Genomic DNA, 22,475 nt, shown 5'->3' on the forward strand with positions numbered 1-22,475 from the left:
CGCTGGTTGCGTAACAAATAACTACGTCTCTTGTGTTGGTTGGTTGCCTATTTATTTAAGCAAAAGAGATGTTGAAGTCATCAGTTCAAACTTAGCAAGAGAGATCTTAAAGCATAATAACCTAGGTAAACGCTTGTGTGGATGGAAACATGGCTAGAAAAAAAACAAAAGACGATACAGAACTGACAGACACGGAAAAAGCCATGCTTCAAGAAATGATTATTGCCTATCAAAGTGTGAAGATGATGTCGCGTCTGATGAAGTGGGTAGTATTTTTTCTTTTTTTGCTTATCCTTGATTTTGCCCGCCTCATGGACGCGATAGATAATGTCTTTGCACATATGAAACAGTGGTTTTCAAAACATTGAAAAATTGTCATAAACGCAATTCAGAATGTGAACCAAGCCGTAAAAGTTCTAATGTCTCATCATTAGGCTTTCGATAGATCAAAACCAAATCTGGTTTGATATGGCAATCACGACAGTTCTTCCATTGACCTGTTAGTGCGTGATCTTTCCACTGAACTTTTAAGGGTTCGTTTTCCGCTAACAATTTGATCACAAGCAGCAAATCTGTCTCTAATGTATCAGCATATCTCCCCCTACTTTCACGTTTAAGATCACGCCGAAAAGACTTCGTATAAACAATTTCCCGCATAGCTAACTAAAATTACTTTGCAGATTTACATACTTCGGCTTTGTCCGCACGAATCATGGCGTGCAAACCATCTAATGACGTACGTTCAACACGCCCCATCTCAGCATCTTCTATAGCTTGCAATGTTTCCGGATTGGGTTGAAAGAGATCAAGTGGCAATGCTCTATCTCTAGCAATGCGGGTCATAAACATACGCACTGCATCTGATACAGTCAAACCCGTAGATTTTATCACTGCGCTTGCAACTTCCTGAACTTCATCAGGTATGCGTGCTTGAATTTTACCCATTTGCCTCAATCTCCCATCTATTTGTACTACAATGTACTACATTAAAGCTCATGTCAAGAGATTTATCTAATAATTCCCTCCCCGCTTTTAAAACGGGGAGATGAACCATACTTTTAAAATTAAGCAGCTTTTGTAACAGATCTTGCTAAAACCCGCTTAGCTTCTTTAATGAGGGCTTTATATTTTCTGTTTTCTTCATCAACTCTAAAGGCATCAATAAGACGAACATGGATAGGACCTAAAAGATACAAAGCTTTTTCACCAGCATTCATACCCTCCCAATAACTTGGCAAATCAAAACGTGTATCTTCATAATCAACAGATTGGCTTCTTAATTTCTTTTCACACTCAATAAAGTAACGGCGTGCTTGTCGTCCTTTTTCATTACGTTCAACCATTGAGAGCTCTTTCGCCATATCTAAAGTGAGGTGGTATTCCATACTTGGACGGCCACCTTTAGGTTTCGGTAAATTTTTACCGAAACTCATGACACTTTGTTTTTCCTGGGAGACATTAGGTTTCGCTAAAAATTTAGCGAAACTTATAAAGTCCTTATTTTCTAGGAAGCCATACTCCTCAATGCGATTTTTAATCCAATTTCTAAATTCGGATTTTATCTCTAAAAACGTATGTAACTCGCGTGCATTTACTGTCTGAACAGTATCTCCATCAATCGTTTGTTCTGATATTTTAATGAGAATGTTCATTGTGAACTCCTTGTTGATTAGGTTTTCTATTGACATCCAACAAAGGATGCCGGGTGCTAGAAAACACGGCAACAAGCCCGTCGTTATGCTTTTCCCTAAAAGGGTATTGTATAGCATAACCACACCCGACAATATTATTATATGCGTACAGCATACAATGAGTCAAAGTTTTTAGTTTGCGGAAAATTAGTTATTTCGGCAACAAATCCGCTTGTTGTTTTAGGGTGTTTTCTAGGCACCTAATCCAACAATAGACACATTGTTATAACTCTGTCAAGTCGCTCCTGTTATAAATGCAGCCCACTGTTCCAAGAGAGCATCGCGTTGTTCTAAAAAATCTGTCCGCATATAAGCTTTGGTCACTGAACTCCCAACGGAATGTGCAAGAACAGTTTCGGCAATCTCAAATGGTGTTGATGTTGTTTCTGCTATCCAATCCCGTAAGCTTGAACGGAAACCATGAGGGCGATAAGTTAAACCACAAACTGTCATATATTTTGCCATGCTTGCATCAGAAATTGGCTTGCCGGTAAGACCAGAAAAGAGAAACCCTTTTTTCTCAAAAGGGAGAGATTTTTCAATCACTTTCAAAGCTTCATGACTTAATGGCACGCGAAAATCTGAAACTTTTCCCACAATACCCTTCATATTTTCTTTTGGTATTGTCCATATATTTTTATCTATTTGTTCAAGACGCAAATATCGCAATGGATATGACCGTACCCCTGTCAAAATAAGCAACTTCAGTGCTAAATTTGAAAGAATCTTATCATCTAAATTCTGATAGAAAGCTGGAACTTCTTGCCATGGCATAGCAGGAATATTTGTTGATGTAACACGGGGCTTTCCTAAAAGGGCGCGTGCCTTCATACAAGCTTGTAGATCAACGTCCAAACCAAGAGCCGCAGCATATTTCAAGCAAATGTTAATACGATTAAGTGCTTTTCTTGCCGTATCTGCTTTTTCATGCCAAAGGGGTGAGAGAACATTGCGAATGATATTTGCTGTTAATTGTTCTATAGGCAAATTCCCTATGTGTGGGATAACATGTAACTCCAGCGGAGAAAACCAACGCCCATTTTTGCCTTCATTTTTTAACTCAGCTTTTTTACTTTCAAAAGCTGCCTGCGCAATTTCTTTAAACATATTGCTTTGCTGTTTTAAAATAGTTTGTTCTCGAAAGACAATAGGATCATTGCCTTCTTTCAGAATATCACTATAGTATCTTACAAGTTCTCGTGCTTCTTTTAAAGAAAGTCTTGCGACTGGACCGAGCCCCATTTCACGGCGTTTGTTGTGGTATGTATAACGAAAGAACCAAGAGCGCGTATTGTCTTTTCGAACATTCAACCACAGCCCCGCCCCATCACAATATTTCCCTTGAGGAGATGCCTTTACGAATGCTGCTGATAACTTATGAATCGCCCTCACTTAATTCACCTTCTCGTCCACCTTTTTTGGTCCACCTTAATTTTTTGATTTGAGATTTTTTCTTTCATTCTTAATTTTTTTATTGGAACATAAAAAACTATACATATCAATACGCTCTTACACATATTTATATAAGTTGAATCTTGTTGATAAGCCCCAGTCTGCCTGGCATGCGGCACCACTTTTTGCTTTTAAAAAACGAAGTTTAAAATCGTGACGCAATTTCTCAAACCTGCTTCAACAGATATTTTAAAAACTGTCCTTAAACATATTATATAATGTTGAAAGCATGATACCATTAAATTATCTGTATATAAGCTGTTTTTATTCATAAATGAAAGCCATAAGAATCATACAATTTCGTTTTTATCAAATAGTTATGATCATTCCAAATAAAGTTTATTTTCTCACCTGCTTTACTTCTTGTATCAAACTTTCTCTGTCTTATATCTTAAAATGATAGCAATTGTAATATACGTGAGGTGATTTACAGACATGGAATATATTTTCTTTAAAGGCAAAGGCGCTAAAAAATGGTCCATTTGAAATGATCTTAGAAATCCTGAAGTTTTTTAACGCAATAACTTTTTGTGACATTTTCTTATTAAGAAATCATGTTCCATTACTCATTATGATGACTTCTTGCGATTAACTACTTTTTGTTTATACGATATTATTAACCACTTATCAGAAATTTACAAATTTAAGCTACTCAAATTGTATCTGTATCTTTAGAAGTGTGAAAAAATCATCTTCATTACTGGATAATCTAAAAAGAGATATTTTACCCTTTGTGGAAGAATGAATATTATTAGCCGTTATTTCTCGAGAGCATGCACATCTTGCTGTAAAATTTGGCTTTCTTCAGGTCTGTCACGGTAAGGCTGGACCACTTCAAAAGACGTCATAAGGAGATGAGGTGTTCATTTACTATCTACGATGCAAAATGGGGGCTGAACAAATTCTGCAAACAATAGAATTTCAGTGTATCTTTAAGAATAATCACATTTATCAAGTAGAGTAAATGCCTCATTTTACACCTTTTCGAAAAAAGGTTATTTTTCATAAAAAACACAACCTGTTGTTTTAAAAGAGATTCAAGATCTTGAATTTTTAACTAACCCTCATTGAGGAATGTTGGTGCGACGAGGTTTCTTTGAAATTACAACTTTTGATGCTGCCAAAATTCGCAAAGCGATGAGGATTTATGAAGGCTGATAGTCTAACTGTTTTGGTTATTTTCAAGTAGTTAAAGAATATTGATTTAAACTAACTGAACATCTTTGCTGCATTAAAGCATGCTCTAGAATAGTAGATTGGTATAAACTCATCTTTTGTCATGACACTGCTATTTAAAACTGGACTGCAAGAAAAGCACATATTTTAAATTTAAGAATCTCTTTCAGCTTGAATATTTATGTGTTTCATCACTAAAATGGGAATTCTTGTAAAATATAAAGGGGATTGTCATGTTTAAATGGACATATCGTGAAGAAGTTAATACAGAAGCAAGTGCTGAACAAATTTGGGCTATGTGGGGAGATGTAGCAACTTGGCCGTGCTGGGATCACGAATTGGAGTGGGTAGAACTCTCTGGTGCTTTCATAGAAGGTGCTACAGGGCGAATGAAACCTAAAAAAGGGCCGAAAGTAACTTTCACACTCGATAAAGTTATTAAAAATGTTTGTTTTTCTGACTGTGCTAAACTTCCTTTTACGCGCATGCATTTTGATCATGAGTATATTATTTCAACGGATTCAGGTTCTGCAAAAAACAAAATTCGCCATACGGTAACGATATCTGGCTTATTTGCTCCCTTCTTTGGAAGGATTATTGGCACAAAAATTAAGCAACACCTCCGCTCTGCAATGACTGAAATGAGCAAGCGTGCTCTTACTGGAGATAAAACTATTTCATAGTTATACCTCATTTATGAAAAACATCAATATTATTGCAAACAGAAATAGTATAGATGTTATAGCCTACGTGAGAATTAAATCTTTGAACTATCGATTATTTTACGAGCCAATCATTCATAGAGCATTTTGGGATTATTTATTTAAACCTTATTATTGTGTAAGATCACTTCTATACAAAAATTTTGATAAAAACTATTTCATTTTATTTTACCACAAAAAGGCTTATGAAATGTCTCTTTCGTTGAAAAATAAGAAAGTTGTTATTGTTATTCATTGGAATTTTTAAAAGCCAATAATGCCTTCTTTGCTAGGCTCTTTTAGAGAGTGCAATTAGAAAAATTACAAAATAAATAAGCTAATATCTACTCTATAAAAATTAGCTTAACTTCATTGGATAGATATATCATTTCAAACAATGATTGATGTTCTTATGCGCAAATATATTATCTTTACTGATAAACAACCCTATATCTACTAAATAAGCTTATAACATACTATTTTTCTAGAATTAATTGAAACGACATTGTGAATTTTTAACTAAATTGGAGAATATATATAAAGGAAATTAATCAAGCTTTTTATATTTAATAACATCCTAACTGATTAATTATGACATATAAGGAAAGCACAATACTATCATTTATATATATATCTGGTAATAGAGAATGTCATGATGATAACTTATTTTCGGTAAATATGAAATAAGGTCTATGCTGACATTATCTATAGCAAAAAAATAATGACTGCTGTTCTTGATAAAATCATGACGAGTGAAATTATCTTTTACACTTCTTCTATGGTTTGTGTTACATTTACAAGATTATTGTGTTCATGATGAGAAAACTCATAAATGTTGAAGTATTATAGGTATATTTCCTTACGTTTGCATGAAATTTTAAGAATGCTATAGAAGAGATAATTACAAATTGATTTAATACTTCATGGCAAAAGAATCCGTAATTTGGAACATCTACCCATTATTGGAACGCTTAAAAATTGGAATTAAGCCAAGCACTATTGCATAGTTTTTATGGGTTTAATGATAAGCAATGACATACAGTAGATTTAGAATAATTAAACCTAGAAAATGATAATATATTGCACCTTTTTGAAAAGACGCTAAAAAGGAAGCTGCTCAATTCATTGAAAAAAGAAATGCCTTCATGATGCATATTTTTTATTGATGCATATATTAGGAGTCATACTTTTTATAAATTTGCCAAATTGCTTACCCATGTGAATGATTAATATTTAAGGGAGTTCATGATGACTGACAAAAACCAGATTGATAAAGCTGCTTCATTGGTTGAATCGGCAAAACGTTCTGGGGCAGATGCTGCTGATGCCATTATTGTTCGTACACATTCTGCCAGTGTATCGGTTCGCTTTGGAAAAGTCGAATCGACAGAAGCTGCAGAAAGTAATGATTTTACATTAAGGGTTTTTGTCGGGAAAAAAGTGGCAAGTGTTTCTGCTAATTTAGCAGCTTATCCGCAAGAACTTGCAGAACGAGCTGTTGCGATGGCAAAAGCTTCTCCTGACAGTTTGTTCGAAGGTTTGGCTGATAAAGAATCTTTGGTTACACATCCAAAAGATCTTGATCTTTTGGATGGTTTTGTCCCGAACAGTCATTTTCTAACAGAAGATGCTTTAAAAATAGAAGCCGCAGCCCTTGATGTGCAAGGGGTGAGCAATTCTGGTGGAGCGGCAACAACTTATGGTCATAGTGGATTTGTTCTTGTAACCAGTGATGGTTTTTGTGGTGCCTATCAATCAAGTGGTTTTTCACGCTCTTGTAGTGCCGTTGCTGGTGAGGGCACTGCCATGGAACGGGATTATGATTATACAACTGCTTTGCATTTTTCTGATCTAGAAGCAGCAGAAACTGTGGGAAGAAATGCAGGTATTGGAGCTGTTCGACGTTTGGGGGCAGTCCGTGCTGCAACAGGAACTGTAGATGTCATTTTTGATCCGCGTACAGCTCGTGGCATTGCTGGACATATTGCATCTATGGTCAATGGAGCATCTGTGGCCCGTAAAACAAGTCTTTTACAAAATCTCTTAGGCAAAGCGGTGATGAAACCAAATGTTAATGTCACAGATCAACCTTTACGACTACGTGGCAATGCTTCTCGCCCTTTTGATGGAGAGGGAATAGAGGGACAAACATTAAATATCATTGAAAATGGTATTTTAAAAAACTGGCTTCTTTCATCATCTGCAGCGCGGGAATTGGGCCTTAAAACCAATGGTCGTGGTATACGTTCAGCATCGTCTGTCCAGCCATCCAGTACCAATTTTGCTATTGAACCAGGGATCATATCACCTCACGATATGATAAAAAGTTTGCAGAGTGGATTTTATGTCACAGAATTATTCGGGCATGGTATTGATTTTGTTACCGGACAATATAGCCGTGGTGCATCTGGTTTTTGGATAGAAAATGGTGAAATTGCTTATCCCGTAAGCGAAGTAACGTTAGGTTCCAATTTACTCCATATGTTAGCGCATTTAACACCTGCAAACGATATCGATCGGCGTTATGGTACAGCAGCTCCAACATTGTTGATTGAAGGAATGGCACTTGCAGGAAAATAACACGCATCATTCTTCTGACTTAAATCTCTTGCTTGATGTTTGTCGAGAGGCAGGAGATTTAGCAATGAGGTATTTTGGATGTTCCTTGAATGTTTGGATTAAAGAAGGAAATTCACCTGTTAGCGAAGCAGATTTTGCTGTTGATCACTTTTTGAAAGAAAGACTTCTTAGAGAGCGTCCCAATTATGGATGGATTTCAGAAGAAACAAAAGATGATCGAGAACAAAAAATTTATGAGCGTTATTTTGTAGTTGACCCTATTGATGGAACGCGTGGTTTTCTTTCAGGCAGCACCTATTGGTGTATTTCAATTGCTATTATTGAGAACGGGCGCCCTATCGTAGGTGTCTTGCAATGCCCAGCCAGAAGAGATGTTTATGCTGCTGTTACTGGTGGAGGTGCAACATTAAATGCTACAGAACTCCCTCTTTTAGCATCTCAGATTGATAGAAAGTATAAAGTCTCACTTGATAAATCACTCGTACAAAAATTTCCGGATGATTTTTGCAATAAAGTTAATTTTTATCGCCATATTCCCTCCCTTGCCTATCGTATTGTTCTTGTCGCTCAAAATGAAATTGATATCGTGTTAGTTCGTCCGAACTGTCATGCATGGGATATTGCCGCGGCCGATCTCATTTTACAGGAATGCGGGGGATGTTTTTTATCTCTTGATACACCTCTTATCTCTTATGGAATTGAACCTCATCAATACGGGATTTTAATTGCTGGTAAAAATAATTGCTGTCAAGATATGATAGATATTGTTCGTCAAGCAAAGTTAGTTTAATCACATAAAAAAATCACTAAAATTTCTTGATGATATGGAGGCACATATGACTGAAGCCACTGAGAAAAAACAATGTTTGCATCTAGTATTTGGTGGAGAGTTGAAAAATCTTAACAATAACCAATTCAAAAATATTAACGATTTAGACGTTGTTGGTATTTTTCCTGATTATCAATCCGCTCGAGAAGCATGGCAAGCAAAAGCACAAAGCAGTGTAGACAACGCATTACAACGTTATTACATTGTAGATTTGCAGCGCCTTCTTGATACTGAAATGTGAAATTCTTTCTCCATATTTGTAAAGGTAGTGTAAAAACACTTTGTGCTTATATGGAGATAATACTTTGATTTATAATGATCAATTATCGATATTTATTATTAAAGAAGTCCCCTGAATATCATAAGATACTTTTATTTCAATCTGTTTATGTAAAATCAATCAAAACCATTCGCTTACACCTAACTAGCAGGATGAGCATGTGGATATAAAGCGTTTCAGATGAGGAATAAATACTTATTATGAGCACTCTCAAATGCAATAGCTACCGCAATATATGAATATGAGAGTTCTTCATGTTTAAAATGTGCTTTTAAGTCTGAAAAAATATTATAATTGTGGATATAAAGCGTATAAAATGAGAAAAATGATTATTTTGTTAGCCAAATTACTCACCTACTCTATCATACTTCATATGCATGCATTTTCATAGAAAAAGATTCTTGAAAAACATGACAGAGAATTGCATTTCTACGTTTCAAATTGTTCTCATAATTGAAGTGTTTTTTGTTGCCTAAAATATGAGGAATATTTCACTCATGCGGTAGAAGAAAAGTCAATGTAATGAACAGGGGATAATGAATCATTTAATAGAAAAAGTTTACAGATGTCTCTAAACAGATAATATAGGGTGGTTTTAATAATGGAATTAAAGGCACAAGCAGCTTTTTTAATCTATCGGATGATTGGCTTTTGCTTACGTCCTGTTGTACCTTTTTATTTGTTTCTTCGTACTGTCCGTGGAAAAGAAGAGCGAGGACGCCAAAAAGAACGTTTGGGGAAAAGCCATAAAGCCCGACCTAAAAGCCCTCTCATTTGGTTGCATGCGGCTAGTGTTGGAGAAACATTAGCTCTTGTCCCACTCATTAATTATATTTTATCATTGGAAATCAATGTGTTATTAACAACTGGTACGGTAACATCTTCTTCTCTTGTAAAAAAGATGTTTGGTAATCGGTTAATTCATCAATATGCTCCTTTGGATTTAGATTTGGCAATGCGCCGTTTTATCAGCCATTGGAAACCAGATTTAGTATTGGTTTGTGAATCGGAAATTTGGCCTCTGCGTATTAAAGAACTTGCTAAAATGCATATTCCCCAGATTTTGGTTAATGCTCATATGTCTGAACGTTCTTTTAAAGCTTGGCAAAAACGCCCTGTTCTTGCCAAACATATCTTTAAGCACATTGATCTCGTTATTGGTCAAAACGAAAGAGATATCGCTTATTACCATACACTTGGGGTAAAATCTGTTGCGCTTTCTGGTAATCTTAAAGCTGATGTTTTACCCGTTGAAGATAAAGCATTGCTTACACATTACCTTAGTGCTATCGGTAATCGTCCGGTTTGGGCTGCACTTTCAACCCATGAGGAAGAAGAAGAAATCGCTTTTGAAGTTCATAGGATTCTTAAAGATTATTTACCAGATTTGTTGACAATCATTGTGCCTCGTCATCCTGACCGCTTAGAAGAGCTTATCAAAAAATGCAACAATAGGAATTTACGTTTTGTTCGTAGAAGTAGTAATGCTGTTCCAGAGGACAATACAGATATTTTGTGGGGTGATACAATAGGCGAAATGGGACTTTTCCTTCGCTTGTCAAAAGTGTCTTTTATTGGTAAGTCGTTATGCGGAAATGGTGGACACAACCCATTGGAATTGGCATTTTTCCATTCAGCTATTCTAACTGGACCTTATGTCTCAAATTTTCAAGAGATGTTTGAAAAATTCTTGACGCATGAAGCAGCATTTATGATTCAAGATACAGAACAGCTCGCTACTCAAGTGTATAAACTTTTAACAAATGAAGCATTACGAAAAGAAATGGTTGATAAAGCCTATGAAATTGCAACGGGTATGGCAGGTGCATTTGAACGTACATTAAAGTTTTTGGAACCATTTTTGCATCCCCTTGTCATACAAACTGGTTTGAGTCAACATCGGGGGCGCCATGAACATTAGTACACCACATTTTTGGTGGAAAAATAAAAGCTTTTTGCGTACTTTGTTAGCTCCGATTTCTTGGGGCTATGGTTATTTTTCACGTCGGCATATGGCAAAACAACCACCTATTATTGATCTTCCTGTTTTGTGTATTGGTAATTTTACCTGTGGTGGTGCTGGAAAAACACCCGTTGTTATTGCCTTTGCCCAAGTAGCTAAAGAACTTGGTTTCGTACCTGGTATTGTATCGCGTGGTTATGGTGGAACTATTAAGAAAGTACATCTTGTAAATAAAAAATATGATTATGCGCGCGATGTTGGAGATGAAGCTCTTTTACTTGCACAGCATGCTTTTGTTGCCATATCAGCTGATCGTTATGCGGCAGCAAAGCGGCTTAAACAAGAAGGATGTGATTTGATTTTAATGGATGATGGATTTCAAAGCCGCCGTCTTTATATGGATTATGCATTGCTTGTTGTAGATTCAATGCGGGGCTTTGGTAATGGAGCTGTTTTTCCAGCAGGACCTTTGCGTGCACCATTAAAAACACAGCTTTCTTTGACAGACAGTGTTTTATTGATTGGTCATTCAGATATACATAATAAGGCTGCTTTTCTTATCACACGCACAGGAAAACCTTTGCATCATGCACACCTTAAATCTTTAGCCTCTGATAAAGTTGCAGGGAAGTCATTTTTGGCATTTGCAGGAATCGGTAATCCAAATAAATTTTTCAAATCTATAAAAGAACTATTTGGTCATGTGGTGCATTCTTATTCTTATCCAGACCACTATTTTTTTACTGATACAGATTTAAAAAATCTTGCACAAACAGCTAAAAGTCAAAACTTATGGCTGGCAACGACTGCTAAAGATTATGCGCGTATACAAACAAGCAATGTACAAAAAGATTTAAAAAATCTTATTGTATTTGATACCAAAGTTGATTTTGCTCAAAAAGACTTTTGTCGTATGCTCTTGGAAGAGGTCGTAAGCCGTTTTAGAGAGCGTGAAATTCTCCTTTAAAGAATTAAGTTTATAGTTTTCAATTGATTATTTTTTCTGATCTTTTAATAGTTGGCTAAGATACGGATTGCATTCAAGCTCACGATTATAAGAAATTTCACAACTCGCATATGCTTCTTGGCGGTGATGATTCCAATATTTTAAATCGTCTATTGGTATTTTTTGTCCACTGACGGCACAAAGAGTATAGGTTCCATATTCTATGACTTTATATCCATTATTGGTGTAATGAATTTTTGCTTCGCGTTCATTACTGGAAAACATTTTTGTATTCCCTTTCTATCTTTATGAGAGATTCTGCACGCAAAGTGCCATAATATGCTTTATAAAGTCGAGAGTGAATCGCAAAAATATTTTTCTCCAAAGCGACAAGTCATAATTTATTTTCTGCCAAAAAGACGCTCTATATCAGCCAACTTAAGCTCAATATAAGTAGGACGACCGTGATTACACGTTCCTGTATGTGGTGTTGCTTCTATTTGTCGTAACAATGCATTCATTTCTTCTGGGCGCAAAAGACGTCCTGATCGTATTGAACCATGACAAGCCATTGTTGCTGCAATATAATCAAGCATTGCTTTTAAATTATCTGTCGTATCATATTCCGCGGCTTCATCTGCAAGATCTTTAATAAGAGCTTGTACATCAATTTCTCCTAACATAGAGGGTGTTTCACGTACAACAATTGCACCAGGTCCAAATGGTTCTATTCCCAAACCAAATTTCTGCAAAGCATCTTTGTGCGTTAAAAGGCACGTTGCATCTTCTTCAGAAAGTTCTACAATTTCAGGGATGAGCAATAATTGTGAAGGAAGCGGTTTGGAATAAAGAGCATTTTTGAGTGCTTCATAAACCAATCGTTCATGAGCTGCATGCTGGTCGACAATAACCAAACTATCTTGAGTTTGAGAAATAATATAATTTTTATGAATTTGTGCTCTAGCAGCTCCTAAGGGATAAGATAATTCTTCTGCTGAAGGTGCAATGCTTGAGATGTAAGCATCACCGCTTGGTATATCTAAGCCCTCCATAAGAGGAGATATATCTTCTTTTAAACCAAAAGAACTGTTCATATCTAATGGTTCGTGCACCATTGATACCGGTGATAAATGGTGAAGCTGTGGCCTATAAGAAGAAGGTTTATGTGTATTTTGAAAAGTTTTCAATGGTTGTTGTGTTTGAAATGCACTCAATAGTGCTTCAGAACGCGTTGAAGTAGAACGAATCCCCGTTTGATGCAATGCTTCACGAATTGCTCCAACGATTAAACCACGAATGAATCCTGAATCACGGAAGCGTACATCTGCTTTGGCTGGGTGAACGTTAACATCTACATCAGCGGGGGGAAGATCAATAAAAAGAATGCATACAGGATAACGATCCCTCGTCATAACATCAGCATAAGCTCCTCGAATTGCTCCAAAAAGAAATTTATCGCGTACCGGACGCCCATTAACATAAGCAAATTGATGAAGGCTATTACTACGACTAAAAGAGGGCAAACAAGCAAAGCCAGTTAAACGGACTGACTCGCGTTCTGCATTGAGGGCAATACTGTTAGGAGCAAATTCCGTACCCATAATTTGGGTAATACGTTGCAACCGCCCTTGGATATCATTTTCTGTAGCAGGAAGTTCGAGAGGAGTTCTGTCTGAGCCTGAAAGAGAAAAACGGATATGCGGAAATGCAATGGCAATTCGCTTAACCATATCGGTAATAGCATTCGTTTCAGCACGATCAGTTTTCATAAATTTGAGCCGTGCTGGCGTCACAAAAAAAAGATCACGTACTTCAACAATCGTTCCAAGATTTGCAGCTACCGGCTTTGGTCCAACAATTTTTCCTGCCGTGACAATAATTTCAGCAGCATTATCAGCATCTTTTGTTCGTGAAATAAGTCTCAGTTTAGCAACAGAACCTATAGAAGGTAAGGCTTCTCCTCTAAAGCCTAGAAAGCAAATATTATTTACATCATTGGTAATTTTCGAGGTACAATGGCGAGAAACGGCTAATGTTAACTGATCTGCAGGAATACCCCAGCCGTTATCACTCACCTTTATAAAGTTTTTCCCACCATTTGCAGTAACAATTTCAATGCGTGTTGCTCCCGCATCAATAGCATTTTCAACAAGTTCTTTGATAACATTTGCCGGCCGCTCAATAACTTCACCGGCCGCAATTTGATTAATAATATTTTCGCTGAGATGGCGTATAATCATCATAAATTCTAACAAAACTCTTATGGATTCTAGGGAAGCCTCGCGTTATGATAGCATCATTTGTGCAACATTCAAGAATGAGAATATATGAGAGGTATTATTCTCAAAACAACTTATTTACTTTTAAAGAGTAGAGTATTGTATCAAATGCTGTTTCATTGTTTGTGGCATTCTATGATTAACTATAGCAGCAAATTGATTGGCAAAATGAGAAGCAAATCATCGTTATTTCCCTAAAACATCTTGCACTCACCAGCCATCTGAGTCAAAAGAAGATGGCGTAAAAATGGAAGGCAAAATATATGGCGCGTGTAAGTGGTATTTTGGCAGATAACGATATACAAGCTTTAATTGATAATAATGCTCTCAAAACTCTTTTGCCATTTGATACAACCCAAATACAACCCGCAAGTCTTGATCTTCGTTTAGGAACCAAAGCCTATCGTATCCGTGCCTCCTTTATGCCGGGAACTCATGTAAAAGTCTTAGATAAACTTGAACGATTAAAGTTGCACGAATTTGATTTGCAAAACGGAGCAGTTTTAGAAACAGGTTGTGTTTATATTGTTCCTCTTTTGGAAAGTTTGGCTTTACCAAAAATTTTATCAGCAATTACTAATCCTAAAAGTTCTACCGGACGATTAGATATTTTTACCCGTGTGATTACCGACAATGCTCAAGAATTTGATAAGATTTGTGCTGGTTATCATGGTCCACTTTATCTTGAAATTAGTCCACGCACATTCCCAATTTTAGTGCGTACCGGTTCGCGTTTATCGCAAATTCGGTTTCGCAAAGGGCACAGTTGTTTAAATGAAATTGAGCTTCATACTTTGCATAGGCAAGAAACACTTATATCAGATGATTTACCTAATATTAATGCGAGTGGTATTGGGCTTTCTATTAATTTGGAAGGGGATGAAAATGGGCTTGTGGGTTACCGTGGCAAACGCCATACAAGTGTTATTGATATCGATAAACGTGCTGTTGCGGACATTTTAGATTTTTGGGAACCACTTTTTGACCGTGGACAAAAGGAACTGATTCTTGATCCTGATGAATTTTATATTTTAGTTTCGCGAGAAACTGTCCATGTTCCTCCACTTTATGCAGCTGAAATGACGCCTTTTGATCCCTTAGTTGGTGAATTTAGGGTGCATTATGCAGGCTTTTTTGATCCAGGATTTGGACAGATAGAAACTGGTGGAAAAGGAGCAAAAGCAGTTTTGGAAGTTCGTAGCCACGAAGTTCCATTTATTTTGGAGCACGGACAAATTATTGGCCGTTTAGTGTATGAACATATGCTTAACCGACCATCAACACTTTATGGGCATGAAGTTGGATCACATTATCAAGCACAGGGATTAAAATTGTCTAAGCATTTTAAATGACCTGAAAACACAAATTTTGATAAAATATTTGCAAAAATTCTATTAAAATAAAGGAAGAGTTTCAGTTTTCCGGACATTATATGCTCTTACTTTGTGCGTTCCTCTAACTGAATGTGCAAAGTCTGTTACCACTACTGGCTTTTTTATAATTTTTTTAAATATCATACATTTTGTTCTCTATAAAATGTCATTAAGAATAAAAGTATAAGTTTTAGCTAGTAGAATAGTAATAAATTTTTCCAATGGTGCACTCTTCGTAATTTTTTGAAATGTATCTCATATTTTGTGCAAAGATAACTTTGATAAAACTTTTATGAGTTATATTCTTTGCCTATAATCAAGCTATATTATAAGTAGAAAATATTTTAAGAAAAATAAGATTTTTTCTTTACATATATTCATATTTAAAAATCTTTAAAGTGCCTTAAATTAATCAAGAAATTTATGTTTTGAAAAATTTTAAGGCGCAAAACAGCTAGCGTTATTAAATACGCTTGTAGAAAATCATTTATAACTTCCTCTGAGACATTCTATTAGTGTATTTTTTATCTTTGGAAGAAGAATTTTTTTGATATATACTCAATATGATTTGCATGAACTGCATGTGAAATATTTTTATAAGAGAAATATTACTTTAAAATGAAAATAAATGACTAAAACGATATTTCTGGGAGGTTATTGATGAAAACTTATTACCATCAGATTCTTCATCTAGAAAGCAATAATAAAATATTGTTGTTATCAATATGTTTTTTTTAGTTGCAATCTTAATTTCCTACCTCTACTGAGTGGAACATTAGGTAGAACGTCTCATTTGAGGCGTGTGGGCTTGTTCTTATTCGTTTTAGAGTGTTTTCGCTTTTCATTCAAAAACAGTGGTGCACTTCATGATTATTTCCTCAACCGTTGATTACCGCCAAGCAGCCAAACGCCGCCTTCCCCCTTTCCTTTTTCACTATATTGATGGTGGAGCTTATGCTGAGGAAACAATGCGACGTAATTGTACAGACCTTCAAATGCTTGCACTACGTCAAAGAGTCCTAAAGCAGATTGATAAAGTTGATCTTTCATTGAGGCTTTTTGATCAAACACTTCATTTTCCAATTATACTTGCACCTGTTGGACTAACTGGCATGTATGCACGTCGTGGTGAAGTACAAGCGGCACGTGCTGCCGTTGCAAAAGGCATTCCTTTCACCTTATCTTCAGTTTCAGTGTGTCCCATTGTAGAAGTACAAAAAGCAATTGGAAATGCCTTTTGGTTTCAACTTTATGTTCTCAAAGATCGCGGATTCATGCGTGATGCATTAGAACGGGCTTGGGCATCTGGTGTACGCACTTTGGTTTTTACAGTCGATATGCCAGTTCCTGGTGCACGTTATCGTGATGCGCATTCGGGAATGTCTGGACCTTATGCCAAGTTACGCCGCATTTTACAAGCTTTTACCCATCCTCATTGGGCTTGGAATGTTGGTGTTATGGGACGACCACATGATCTTGGAAATATTTCCACCTATTTGCATAAGAAGATTGCATTGGACGATTATGTTGGTTGGCTTGGAGCAAATTTTGATCCCTCAATTGGTTGGCGTGATCTACAATGGATTCGAGACTTTTGGCAGGGAAAAATGATTTTAAAAGGTATTCTTGATCCTGAAGATGCACGAGAAGCAGTACAATTTGGTGCTGATGGTATTGTTGTTTCCAATCATGGAGGACGTCAACTTGATGGTGTCTTATCCACAGCACGGGCGTTGCCAATAATCGCCGAATCTGTAAAGGGAGATTTGACTATTTTAGCAGATTCTGGTGTGCGTTCTGGTCTTGATGTTGTGCGTATGATAGCACAAGGTGCGGATGCTGTTATGATTGGTCGTGCTTTTGTTTATGCGCTTGCAGCAGCGGGTGAGAACGGTGTTACTCATCTACTGGATCTTTTCGCCAATGAAATGCGTGTTGCTATGACATTGACCGGCGCTCACACGATCAAAGATATTACACGTGAAAGCTTAGTGAATACAGATGTTTTTAAGCAATAAAAGAAATATTCTATATGGCTTAAAAAAATCCTTTTTATAGAAAAAGCTATCTGTATATTCCATAAACATGTTAACAGCTAACATTAGAGCGAATAGTCCAAAATTCTCTTCCATAAAATAACAGAAAATACCTCCTAACTACGATAATAGTAGAGACAAAATCTTAATAATAATGAACGCAGAAAAAACACAAATAACACTGCATCCATTTTTATTTATTTTGTTGAAACTCCTTTTAAGGATAAAAAGGAATAAGCGCTGCTATTAAAGGCAAAACAACTGTTGATGTAGAAAAAACATCTATCAAGAATGCTATGAGCATTTTTACGCCTACTTATAAAAACATTTACAATATAATATACTCATTAATTAATTTTACATACTGTATTAAAAAATCGATCAGATTTTATCATATCTACAGTGTTTCTATGGAATTTATTGAATAGTATATTCTATGAATATGATAGGGCTTTGGTGAAATACATTTTTAGGCAATAAAAAAGTGCAATTTAATATGTTTATTTGTCTCATTTTTTTCACATTCTTAATGAATTATTGTTTTAAGATGGAGAATATATGAGCAAGAAGTTTCATGTTTTGTGTATATTATATCATTGCTAATATCTTTTTCATTATACCATCTCGACTGATTCCATAATGTGCTAAAATGTCTGATTGGCTTCCATTACAGATTGGTTCATCTGGTATTCCTAATGATATAAATTTACAGGCAATGTTCTGTTCCATGAGTAATCTCGCAACCGCTTCTCCAAGCCCTCCATTTATGCTATGTTCTTCACAAACAATGACAGAGCGGTGAGATTTGCATAGTTCGAGCACAGACGCATTATCCAAAGGCCGAATTGTTGGTACACTGACAACTGTTGGTATAATTTCATATTTTTGAAGTTCTTCAGCTACATTAAGACAAATCTGAACGGTTTCACCAGTAGCAAGTAAGAGAATATCTTTTCCCTTTTTTATAACAGAAGCTTTATTGATATCAAGTTTTGCGGCATCTTTATGAATATTTGTCACAGCATTCTTTCCTAAACGTATATAAGCAGGCATCGAATTATTTAGTGCCGAGAGAATTGCAGCTTCTGTTTCTTTATTATCCGCAGGAACCATAATGTGTATGTTGGGAATGGCACGAAGCGAAGCAAAATCGGCAATAGCATGATGGGTTGCCCCAAGTGGCCCATAGCTAATACCAGCACTAATACCAATTAATCGAACAGGATTTTCACAATAAGCGACATCTACCTTATTTGTTCAAGGGCACGCGTTGTCAAAAAACAAGCCTGCGAAACAACAAAAGGCTTTTTGCCACATGAAGCAAGACCAGTAGCACCACCTACTAAATTTTGTTCAGCAATTCCAACTTCTATAATACGCTCTGGATAGAGCTTTGCAAATTGATCAATCTTTCCAGATAAGCGTGAATCAGCCATTAAAACAACAATATCTTTATCAAATTTTGCTGTTTTTATAAGAGCCTTATTTAAAATATCGAGGTTTGAAAATTTCACGGCATTTTGTGTTTTTTGATGAAGATGATCCACACTCATACTCCCATTAATTGAATTTTTATCTCAATTTCCTCGACAGCAAGATTATATTTCTCATCTGTTGGAACTTTATGGTTCCAGATTATGTCATTTTCCATGATAGAAATTCCACTTCCCTTTATGGTATTCATAATGATTGCTGTTGGCTTATTTTTATGAAATGGAGGTGATCTTAATGATGTTTTCAGTTGGATCATATCCTGACCATCAATTTCTACAACATGCCAGCCAAAACTTGTAAATTTATCTGCTAAGGGCTCTGTTTTCATTAAGAGATCCGTTGTATCTGTAATCTGCAACCGATTTCTATCAACAACGGCGATGAGATTTCTCAGTTTATAATGTGCTGAAAAAAGTGCTGCTTCCCAAACGGAACCCTCTGTCATTTCGCCATCACCAAGAAGCACAAAAACACGATAAGATTGAGAATTAAGCAGTCCAGAGAGAGCCATCCCTGCGCCAAGAGATAGGCCATGCCCAAGAGAACCTGTGCTTTGTTCTATACTAGGGACTTTTTTAGTGACATGACCAATAAAATCCGAACCAAAGCCTAAATAAGTATCAAGAAGTTGAGGATCAAAATACCCCATTTCTGATAATACAATATACAACGCTTCAACGACGTGTCCCTTACTTTGGATATATCGATCTCGATTGGGATCATGGATACGCTTTGGATCTATTTGAAGAATATATTGTATAAGATATAGATAAAATCAATACAGGAAAGGCTCCCAGCTGTGTGACCAGATTTTGCTTTTCTAATAAGATCAAGTATTTTAAGACGTAAACGGAGAGCATAAACTACATCGTAATTACCTGCTTTATTGGTTGCATAAGCCATATCATCTTCCCCCCTAAAAGATTTATAAAAACCATCTTAAATTACAGTTTTATAGACTACTTACTCATTATTTTAAACGTGTAAGATCATTATCACATGATAAAGCGGATATTGAATCTAATAAAATTTATGCAGAGATAAAAAACATAGAAAATTATTAAAACATCGATCTTTAAAATTGCATCTTGATATCATGTTATCAAGAGTTTTTTTTATGTGAAAATTATGCATTTCTTCTTACTGTTGTTTAGCGCGCTCTTTCATGGAGTTACGCCCCTGTGATGCAAAACAGAATGCCACAAAATGCTATTGTCTTACCAAGACATACGCCTTTTCAATATTTCTCAATGCACTAAAACTCATTTCGCAATAAGCCCATGAATGATACAAGGAAAAGCCTTTGTGTATCATGATCTTTATACTTACGAAGATGCGATCACCATCACGCTTCGTTGCTATCCCAAATGTTGCAACAACTCTGAGCACCTGAAAGCGTTGATAAAAGATTACTTATTATGTTAAATCAATATGCTATTAAAATATGCAACAACAAAGAGTTATGATACTTCCTCTTTATATTGCGTGCCTGAAATTAAAATCTTGTATTAGTCAAACCATTTATACCGTGTTCTCTATCTTTAGCTGTATCGTATAAAAAAATATATCTCATTCTATATGGAGGATAAAAAAGGGAAATATAAAAGCTTTCGCATCTCTTGATCAATGCAACAGCCACTGCTCACTGAAATAGCGATTATTCCATAAAAAGTATGCAGAATCATTTTTCTCACTCCCTCAGATAAAAGTGAAAACTTCCCCAAACTTAAAACTATGATCGTAGTTTATAAAGGCGTATTGCTGTCTCACCATAAAAACGCTCATCATCGAGATAAAAAGTCTCAGGTAAATGAATCATTGCATCTTTTTCTTCTTCAAGCACAAAGAATGTATGTGCTTTTGCCCAACCTCCTTGCAATACCTCCACAAAAGCACGCTCACCTAAACAATGACCATAAGGAGGATCCGCAAAAACGACATCAAATGGAAGCATCGTACCAATATTGCCAAGTTTAGTTGCATCACGACGCAAGATGCGTCCTGTTGCTTGCAATTCAAAAGTTTCAATATTTTTCTGTATGAGTGCACGCCCCTCAACGGAGTTTTCAACAAAAACAGCAGCTTTTGCACCACGCGATAGAGCCTCTATGCCCAAAGCGCCAGTGCCAGCAAAAAGATCTAGAACACGTTTGTTGGTCCAAAATTGCTCTTCTCGACTGGCAAGAATATTGAAAAGGCTTTCGCGCGTACGATCACTCGTTGGACGAATGGATTGTCCCACAGGGGTAAATAAAACACGTCCAGCAAATTTACCACCGATGATCCGCATGTGGCCCTCCAGATCTCTTCACTGTTTTTGCGTTCCCCCTATATGTTTTAGAATTCTTCATAGTATCAGAAAATGATTGAACCTTTTTCTTATTTTCAAACGAATGTTTATCATTATTGCCTTCCATAACCTTTTCTTTTTTCTTCAAAAAACGTTCTTTCTTGCCAACAACAGGCATCTCAGTAAAAGATTTTTTACTATATTTTTGATCAAAACGAGCATCCTTCTCTTTCTGCAACGAAACATCTGAAAGCTTTTCTTTCGATTTACGGAAAGGTCTTTGATCTGCTAAGCTGCTTTTATGTTCATGAGAAATCGTCTCACTATAAAAAGCTTTCTTACGTGCACTTTGTGGACGTGCCCCAGGGGCCATCCAAACATTAGAACGACGCGAACGAGGCAAAAAACGCTCTCCTTTTCCCTCCTCACTTTTATCCTTACGTATAAATTTTGCATCAGATTTTGTACCCAATCGTGATTGATTATGTTTTGTAGATCCGCCTTGTTGTCTGCGCTGTGTCTCTTTCCCACTTGAAAAAATCCAACCATCATTGGTATGAACAAGATCTCGATCGCTTCGTTTTTCTGTAACAACAGTAGAATTTGAAAAGGGTTTCAAAATAGGAGCATCAAAATTTGCATTGGCTTGCATAATTAAACGTTCCCCCAATTGCTCACGTAGCATCCGACCTTTTATCTCACGAACCCCCCCTTCTTCCAAATCAGAAAGCTGAAATGGGCCATAAGATATACGAATTAAACGATTAACCGATAATCCTAATGCACCAAAAACCTTCTTTATTTCACGATTTTTTCCTTCACGCAAAGCTACAGAAAGCCACATATTTGCCCCTTGTTCACGTTCAATTGATGCTTCAATCGAACCATAGAAAACACCATCAATGGCTATACCATTTTTAAGGTTATCAAGTACACTCTGTTTTACTCTTCCATGAGCACGAACCCTATATTTGCGCACCCACCCTGTTAAGGGCAACTCTAATACACGTGCTAGACCACCATCATTGGTTAATAGCAAAAGCCCTTCTGTATTAATGTCCAACCTTCCTACAGAAAGAACGCGAGGCATTCCTTTTGGCAAATTGCTAAATACTGTTGGCCTACCTTCAGGATCACGGTTCGTGGTGACAAGCCCCGCTGGCTTGTGGTAAAGCCATAACCGTGTTCGTTCTATAGGCGACAAAGGTTTGCCATCAACTTTAATAACATCAGAGCAAGCAACATTAAAAGCAGGTGTTGTCACAACTTTACCATTAACAACAACACGACCTGCAACAATCATCATTTCTGCATCACGACGCGAAGCAATACCCACACGCGCTAATCTTTTAGCAATCCGCTCACTCTCATTGTTTTCATTCATT

General features: G+C 36.4%; 20 protein-coding genes. 9 read left to right on the plus strand and 11 right to left on the minus strand.

Features of this window, described 5'->3' with window-relative positions:
• Nucleotides 1-149 precede the first annotated feature (149 nt).
• Nucleotides 150-368, plus strand: a complete 219-nt coding sequence (locus ABD917_RS04665) for a hypothetical protein (protein ID WP_345118944.1) — start codon at nt 150-152, stop codon at nt 366-368.
• 7 nt (nt 369-375) lie between these two features.
• Here ABD917_RS04665 and ABD917_RS04670 read toward each other — a convergent pair whose 3' ends face one another.
• The 4 genes from ABD917_RS04670 to ABD917_RS04685 all read right to left on the minus strand — a co-directional run bounded on the left by ABD917_RS04670 (nt 376) and on the right by ABD917_RS04685 (nt 3,083).
• Nucleotides 376-657 (minus strand): type II toxin-antitoxin system YafQ family toxin, encoded by a 282-nt coding sequence (locus tag ABD917_RS04670; RefSeq protein WP_345118945.1) that lies wholly within the window; start codon nt 655-657, stop codon nt 376-378.
• A gap of 12 nt (nt 658-669) precedes the next feature.
• A complete protein-coding gene (locus ABD917_RS04675; protein ID WP_345118946.1) occupies nt 670-945 on the minus strand; it encodes a type II toxin-antitoxin system RelB/DinJ family antitoxin in 276 nt (91 codons plus the stop codon).
• 119 nt (nt 946-1,064) lie between these two features.
• Nucleotides 1,065-1,652 carry an antA/AntB antirepressor family protein gene (locus tag ABD917_RS04680; protein ID WP_345118947.1) on the minus strand — a complete coding sequence of 196 codons (588 nt, stop codon included), beginning with the start codon at nt 1,650-1,652 and terminating at the stop codon, nt 1,065-1,067.
• Nucleotides 1,653-1,925: 273 nt separating this feature from the next.
• On the minus strand, nt 1,926-3,083 hold the full coding sequence (locus ABD917_RS04685) for a tyrosine-type recombinase/integrase (RefSeq protein WP_345118948.1): 1,158 nt from the start codon (nt 3,081-3,083) through the stop codon (nt 1,926-1,928).
• 1,469 nt (nt 3,084-4,552) lie between these two features.
• On the opposite strand from ABD917_RS04685, the gene ABD917_RS04690 reads away from it, so the two are divergent.
• From ABD917_RS04690 to lpxK, 6 genes are all read left to right on the plus strand, one after another.
• The gene (locus tag ABD917_RS04690) at nt 4,553-5,002 is read left to right on the plus strand and encodes an SRPBCC family protein (RefSeq protein WP_345118949.1); all 450 of its coding nucleotides are present in this window, start codon (nt 4,553-4,555) and stop codon (nt 5,000-5,002) included.
• A 1,266-nt stretch (nt 5,003-6,268) separates the two neighbouring features.
• The gene (locus tag ABD917_RS04695; protein WP_345119062.1) at nt 6,269-7,600 is read left to right on the plus strand and encodes a TldD/PmbA family protein; all 1,332 of its coding nucleotides are present in this window, start codon (nt 6,269-6,271) and stop codon (nt 7,598-7,600) included.
• Nucleotides 7,587-8,390 carry a 3'(2'),5'-bisphosphate nucleotidase CysQ gene (locus ABD917_RS04700; RefSeq protein ID WP_345118950.1) on the plus strand — a complete coding sequence of 268 codons (804 nt, stop codon included), beginning with the start codon at nt 7,587-7,589 and terminating at the stop codon, nt 8,388-8,390. Before ABD917_RS04695 ends, ABD917_RS04700 begins: the two co-directional genes overlap by 14 nt.
• 46 nt (nt 8,391-8,436) lie before the next feature.
• Nucleotides 8,437-8,670 (plus strand): DUF4170 domain-containing protein, encoded by a 234-nt coding sequence (locus ABD917_RS04705; RefSeq protein WP_345118951.1) that lies wholly within the window; start codon nt 8,437-8,439, stop codon nt 8,668-8,670.
• 637 nt (nt 8,671-9,307) lie between these two features.
• A complete protein-coding gene (waaA, locus tag ABD917_RS04710; protein WP_345119063.1) occupies nt 9,308-10,630 on the plus strand; it encodes a lipid IV(A) 3-deoxy-D-manno-octulosonic acid transferase in 1,323 nt (440 codons plus the stop codon).
• On the plus strand, nt 10,620-11,639 hold the full coding sequence (lpxK, locus tag ABD917_RS04715) for a tetraacyldisaccharide 4'-kinase (RefSeq protein ID WP_345118952.1): 1,020 nt from the start codon (nt 10,620-10,622) through the stop codon (nt 11,637-11,639). Before waaA ends, lpxK begins: the two co-directional genes overlap by 11 nt.
• 27 nt (nt 11,640-11,666) lie before the next feature.
• Here the strand turns inward: lpxK and ABD917_RS04720 are convergent, their stop codons facing one another.
• Together ABD917_RS04720 and mutL are read right to left on the minus strand one after the other, a co-directional pair.
• Nucleotides 11,667-11,903, minus strand: a complete 237-nt coding sequence (locus tag ABD917_RS04720) for a DUF2093 domain-containing protein (protein ID WP_345118953.1) — start codon at nt 11,901-11,903, stop codon at nt 11,667-11,669.
• A gap of 116 nt (nt 11,904-12,019) precedes the next feature.
• Nucleotides 12,020-13,858 (minus strand): DNA mismatch repair endonuclease MutL, encoded by a 1,839-nt coding sequence (gene mutL, locus ABD917_RS04725; protein WP_345119064.1) that lies wholly within the window; start codon nt 13,856-13,858, stop codon nt 12,020-12,022.
• A gap of 302 nt (nt 13,859-14,160) precedes the next feature.
• Here mutL and ABD917_RS04730 point away from each other — a divergent pair, with 302 nt between their 5' ends.
• Nucleotides 14,161-15,249, plus strand: a complete 1,089-nt coding sequence (locus ABD917_RS04730; protein WP_345118954.1) for a 2'-deoxycytidine 5'-triphosphate deaminase — start codon at nt 14,161-14,163, stop codon at nt 15,247-15,249.
• Nucleotides 15,250-16,136: 887 nt separating this feature from the next.
• On the plus strand, nt 16,137-17,288 hold the full coding sequence (lldD, locus tag ABD917_RS04735) for an FMN-dependent L-lactate dehydrogenase LldD (RefSeq protein WP_345118955.1): 1,152 nt from the start codon (nt 16,137-16,139) through the stop codon (nt 17,286-17,288).
• A 606-nt stretch (nt 17,289-17,894) separates the two neighbouring features.
• On the opposite strand, the gene ABD917_RS04740 is transcribed toward lldD, so the two are convergent.
• The 5 genes from ABD917_RS04740 to ABD917_RS04760 all read right to left on the minus strand — a co-directional run bounded on the left by ABD917_RS04740 (nt 17,895) and on the right by ABD917_RS04760 (nt 22,474).
• A complete protein-coding gene (locus ABD917_RS04740; protein ID WP_345119065.1) occupies nt 17,895-18,518 on the minus strand; it encodes a transketolase family protein in 624 nt (207 codons plus the stop codon).
• A 32-nt stretch (nt 18,519-18,550) separates the two neighbouring features.
• Nucleotides 18,551-18,853: a transketolase family protein gene (locus ABD917_RS04745; protein WP_345118956.1), complete on the minus strand. Its 303-nt coding sequence runs from the start codon at nt 18,851-18,853 to the stop codon at nt 18,551-18,553.
• A 2-nt stretch (nt 18,854-18,855) separates the two neighbouring features.
• On the minus strand, nt 18,856-19,560 hold the full coding sequence (locus ABD917_RS04750; protein WP_345119066.1) for a transketolase: 705 nt from the start codon (nt 19,558-19,560) through the stop codon (nt 18,856-18,858).
• Between the two features lie 972 nt (nt 19,561-20,532).
• On the minus strand, nt 20,533-21,090 hold the full coding sequence (gene rsmD, locus ABD917_RS04755; RefSeq protein WP_345118957.1) for a 16S rRNA (guanine(966)-N(2))-methyltransferase RsmD: 558 nt from the start codon (nt 21,088-21,090) through the stop codon (nt 20,533-20,535).
• Nucleotides 21,071-22,474: a pseudouridine synthase gene (locus ABD917_RS04760; RefSeq protein WP_345118958.1), complete on the minus strand. Its 1,404-nt coding sequence runs from the start codon at nt 22,472-22,474 to the stop codon at nt 21,071-21,073. Before ABD917_RS04760 ends, rsmD begins: the two co-directional genes overlap by 20 nt.
• Nucleotide 22,475 lies beyond the last annotated feature (1 nt).

This window comes from Bartonella pachyuromydis (genome assembly GCF_039543065.1).
Taxonomy (GTDB): domain Bacteria; phylum Pseudomonadota; class Alphaproteobacteria; order Rhizobiales; family Rhizobiaceae; genus Bartonella; species Bartonella pachyuromydis.

Bases quoted from the DNA above. Each gene is read 5' to 3' on its own strand.
- ABD917_RS04665 (WP_345118944.1), top strand. From the start codon at position 150: ATGGCTAGAAAAAAAACAAAAGACGATACAGAACTGACAGACACGGAA.
- ABD917_RS04670 (WP_345118945.1), bottom strand. From the start codon at position 657: ATGCGGGAAATTGTTTATACGAAGTCTTTTCGGCGTGATCTTAAACGT.
- ABD917_RS04675 (WP_345118946.1), bottom strand. From the start codon at position 945: ATGGGTAAAATTCAAGCACGCATACCTGATGAAGTTCAGGAAGTTGCA.
- ABD917_RS04680 (WP_345118947.1), bottom strand. From the start codon at position 1,652: ATGAACATTCTCATTAAAATATCAGAACAAACGATTGATGGAGATACT.
- ABD917_RS04690 (WP_345118949.1), top strand. From the start codon at position 4,553: ATGTTTAAATGGACATATCGTGAAGAAGTTAATACAGAAGCAAGTGCT.
- ABD917_RS04695 (WP_345119062.1), top strand. From the start codon at position 6,269: ATGACTGACAAAAACCAGATTGATAAAGCTGCTTCATTGGTTGAATCG.
- ABD917_RS04705 (WP_345118951.1), top strand. From the start codon at position 8,437: ATGACTGAAGCCACTGAGAAAAAACAATGTTTGCATCTAGTATTTGGT.
- lpxK (WP_345118952.1), top strand. From the start codon at position 10,620: ATGAACATTAGTACACCACATTTTTGGTGGAAAAATAAAAGCTTTTTG.
- ABD917_RS04720 (WP_345118953.1), bottom strand. From the start codon at position 11,903: ATGTTTTCCAGTAATGAACGCGAAGCAAAAATTCATTACACCAATAAT.
- mutL (WP_345119064.1), bottom strand. From the start codon at position 13,858: ATGATTATACGCCATCTCAGCGAAAATATTATTAATCAAATTGCGGCC.
- ABD917_RS04730 (WP_345118954.1), top strand. From the start codon at position 14,161: ATGGCGCGTGTAAGTGGTATTTTGGCAGATAACGATATACAAGCTTTA.
- lldD (WP_345118955.1), top strand. From the start codon at position 16,137: ATGATTATTTCCTCAACCGTTGATTACCGCCAAGCAGCCAAACGCCGC.
- rsmD (WP_345118957.1), bottom strand. From the start codon at position 21,090: ATGCGGATCATCGGTGGTAAATTTGCTGGACGTGTTTTATTTACCCCT.
- ABD917_RS04760 (WP_345118958.1), bottom strand. From the start codon at position 22,474: ATGAATGAAAACAATGAGAGTGAGCGGATTGCTAAAAGATTAGCGCGT.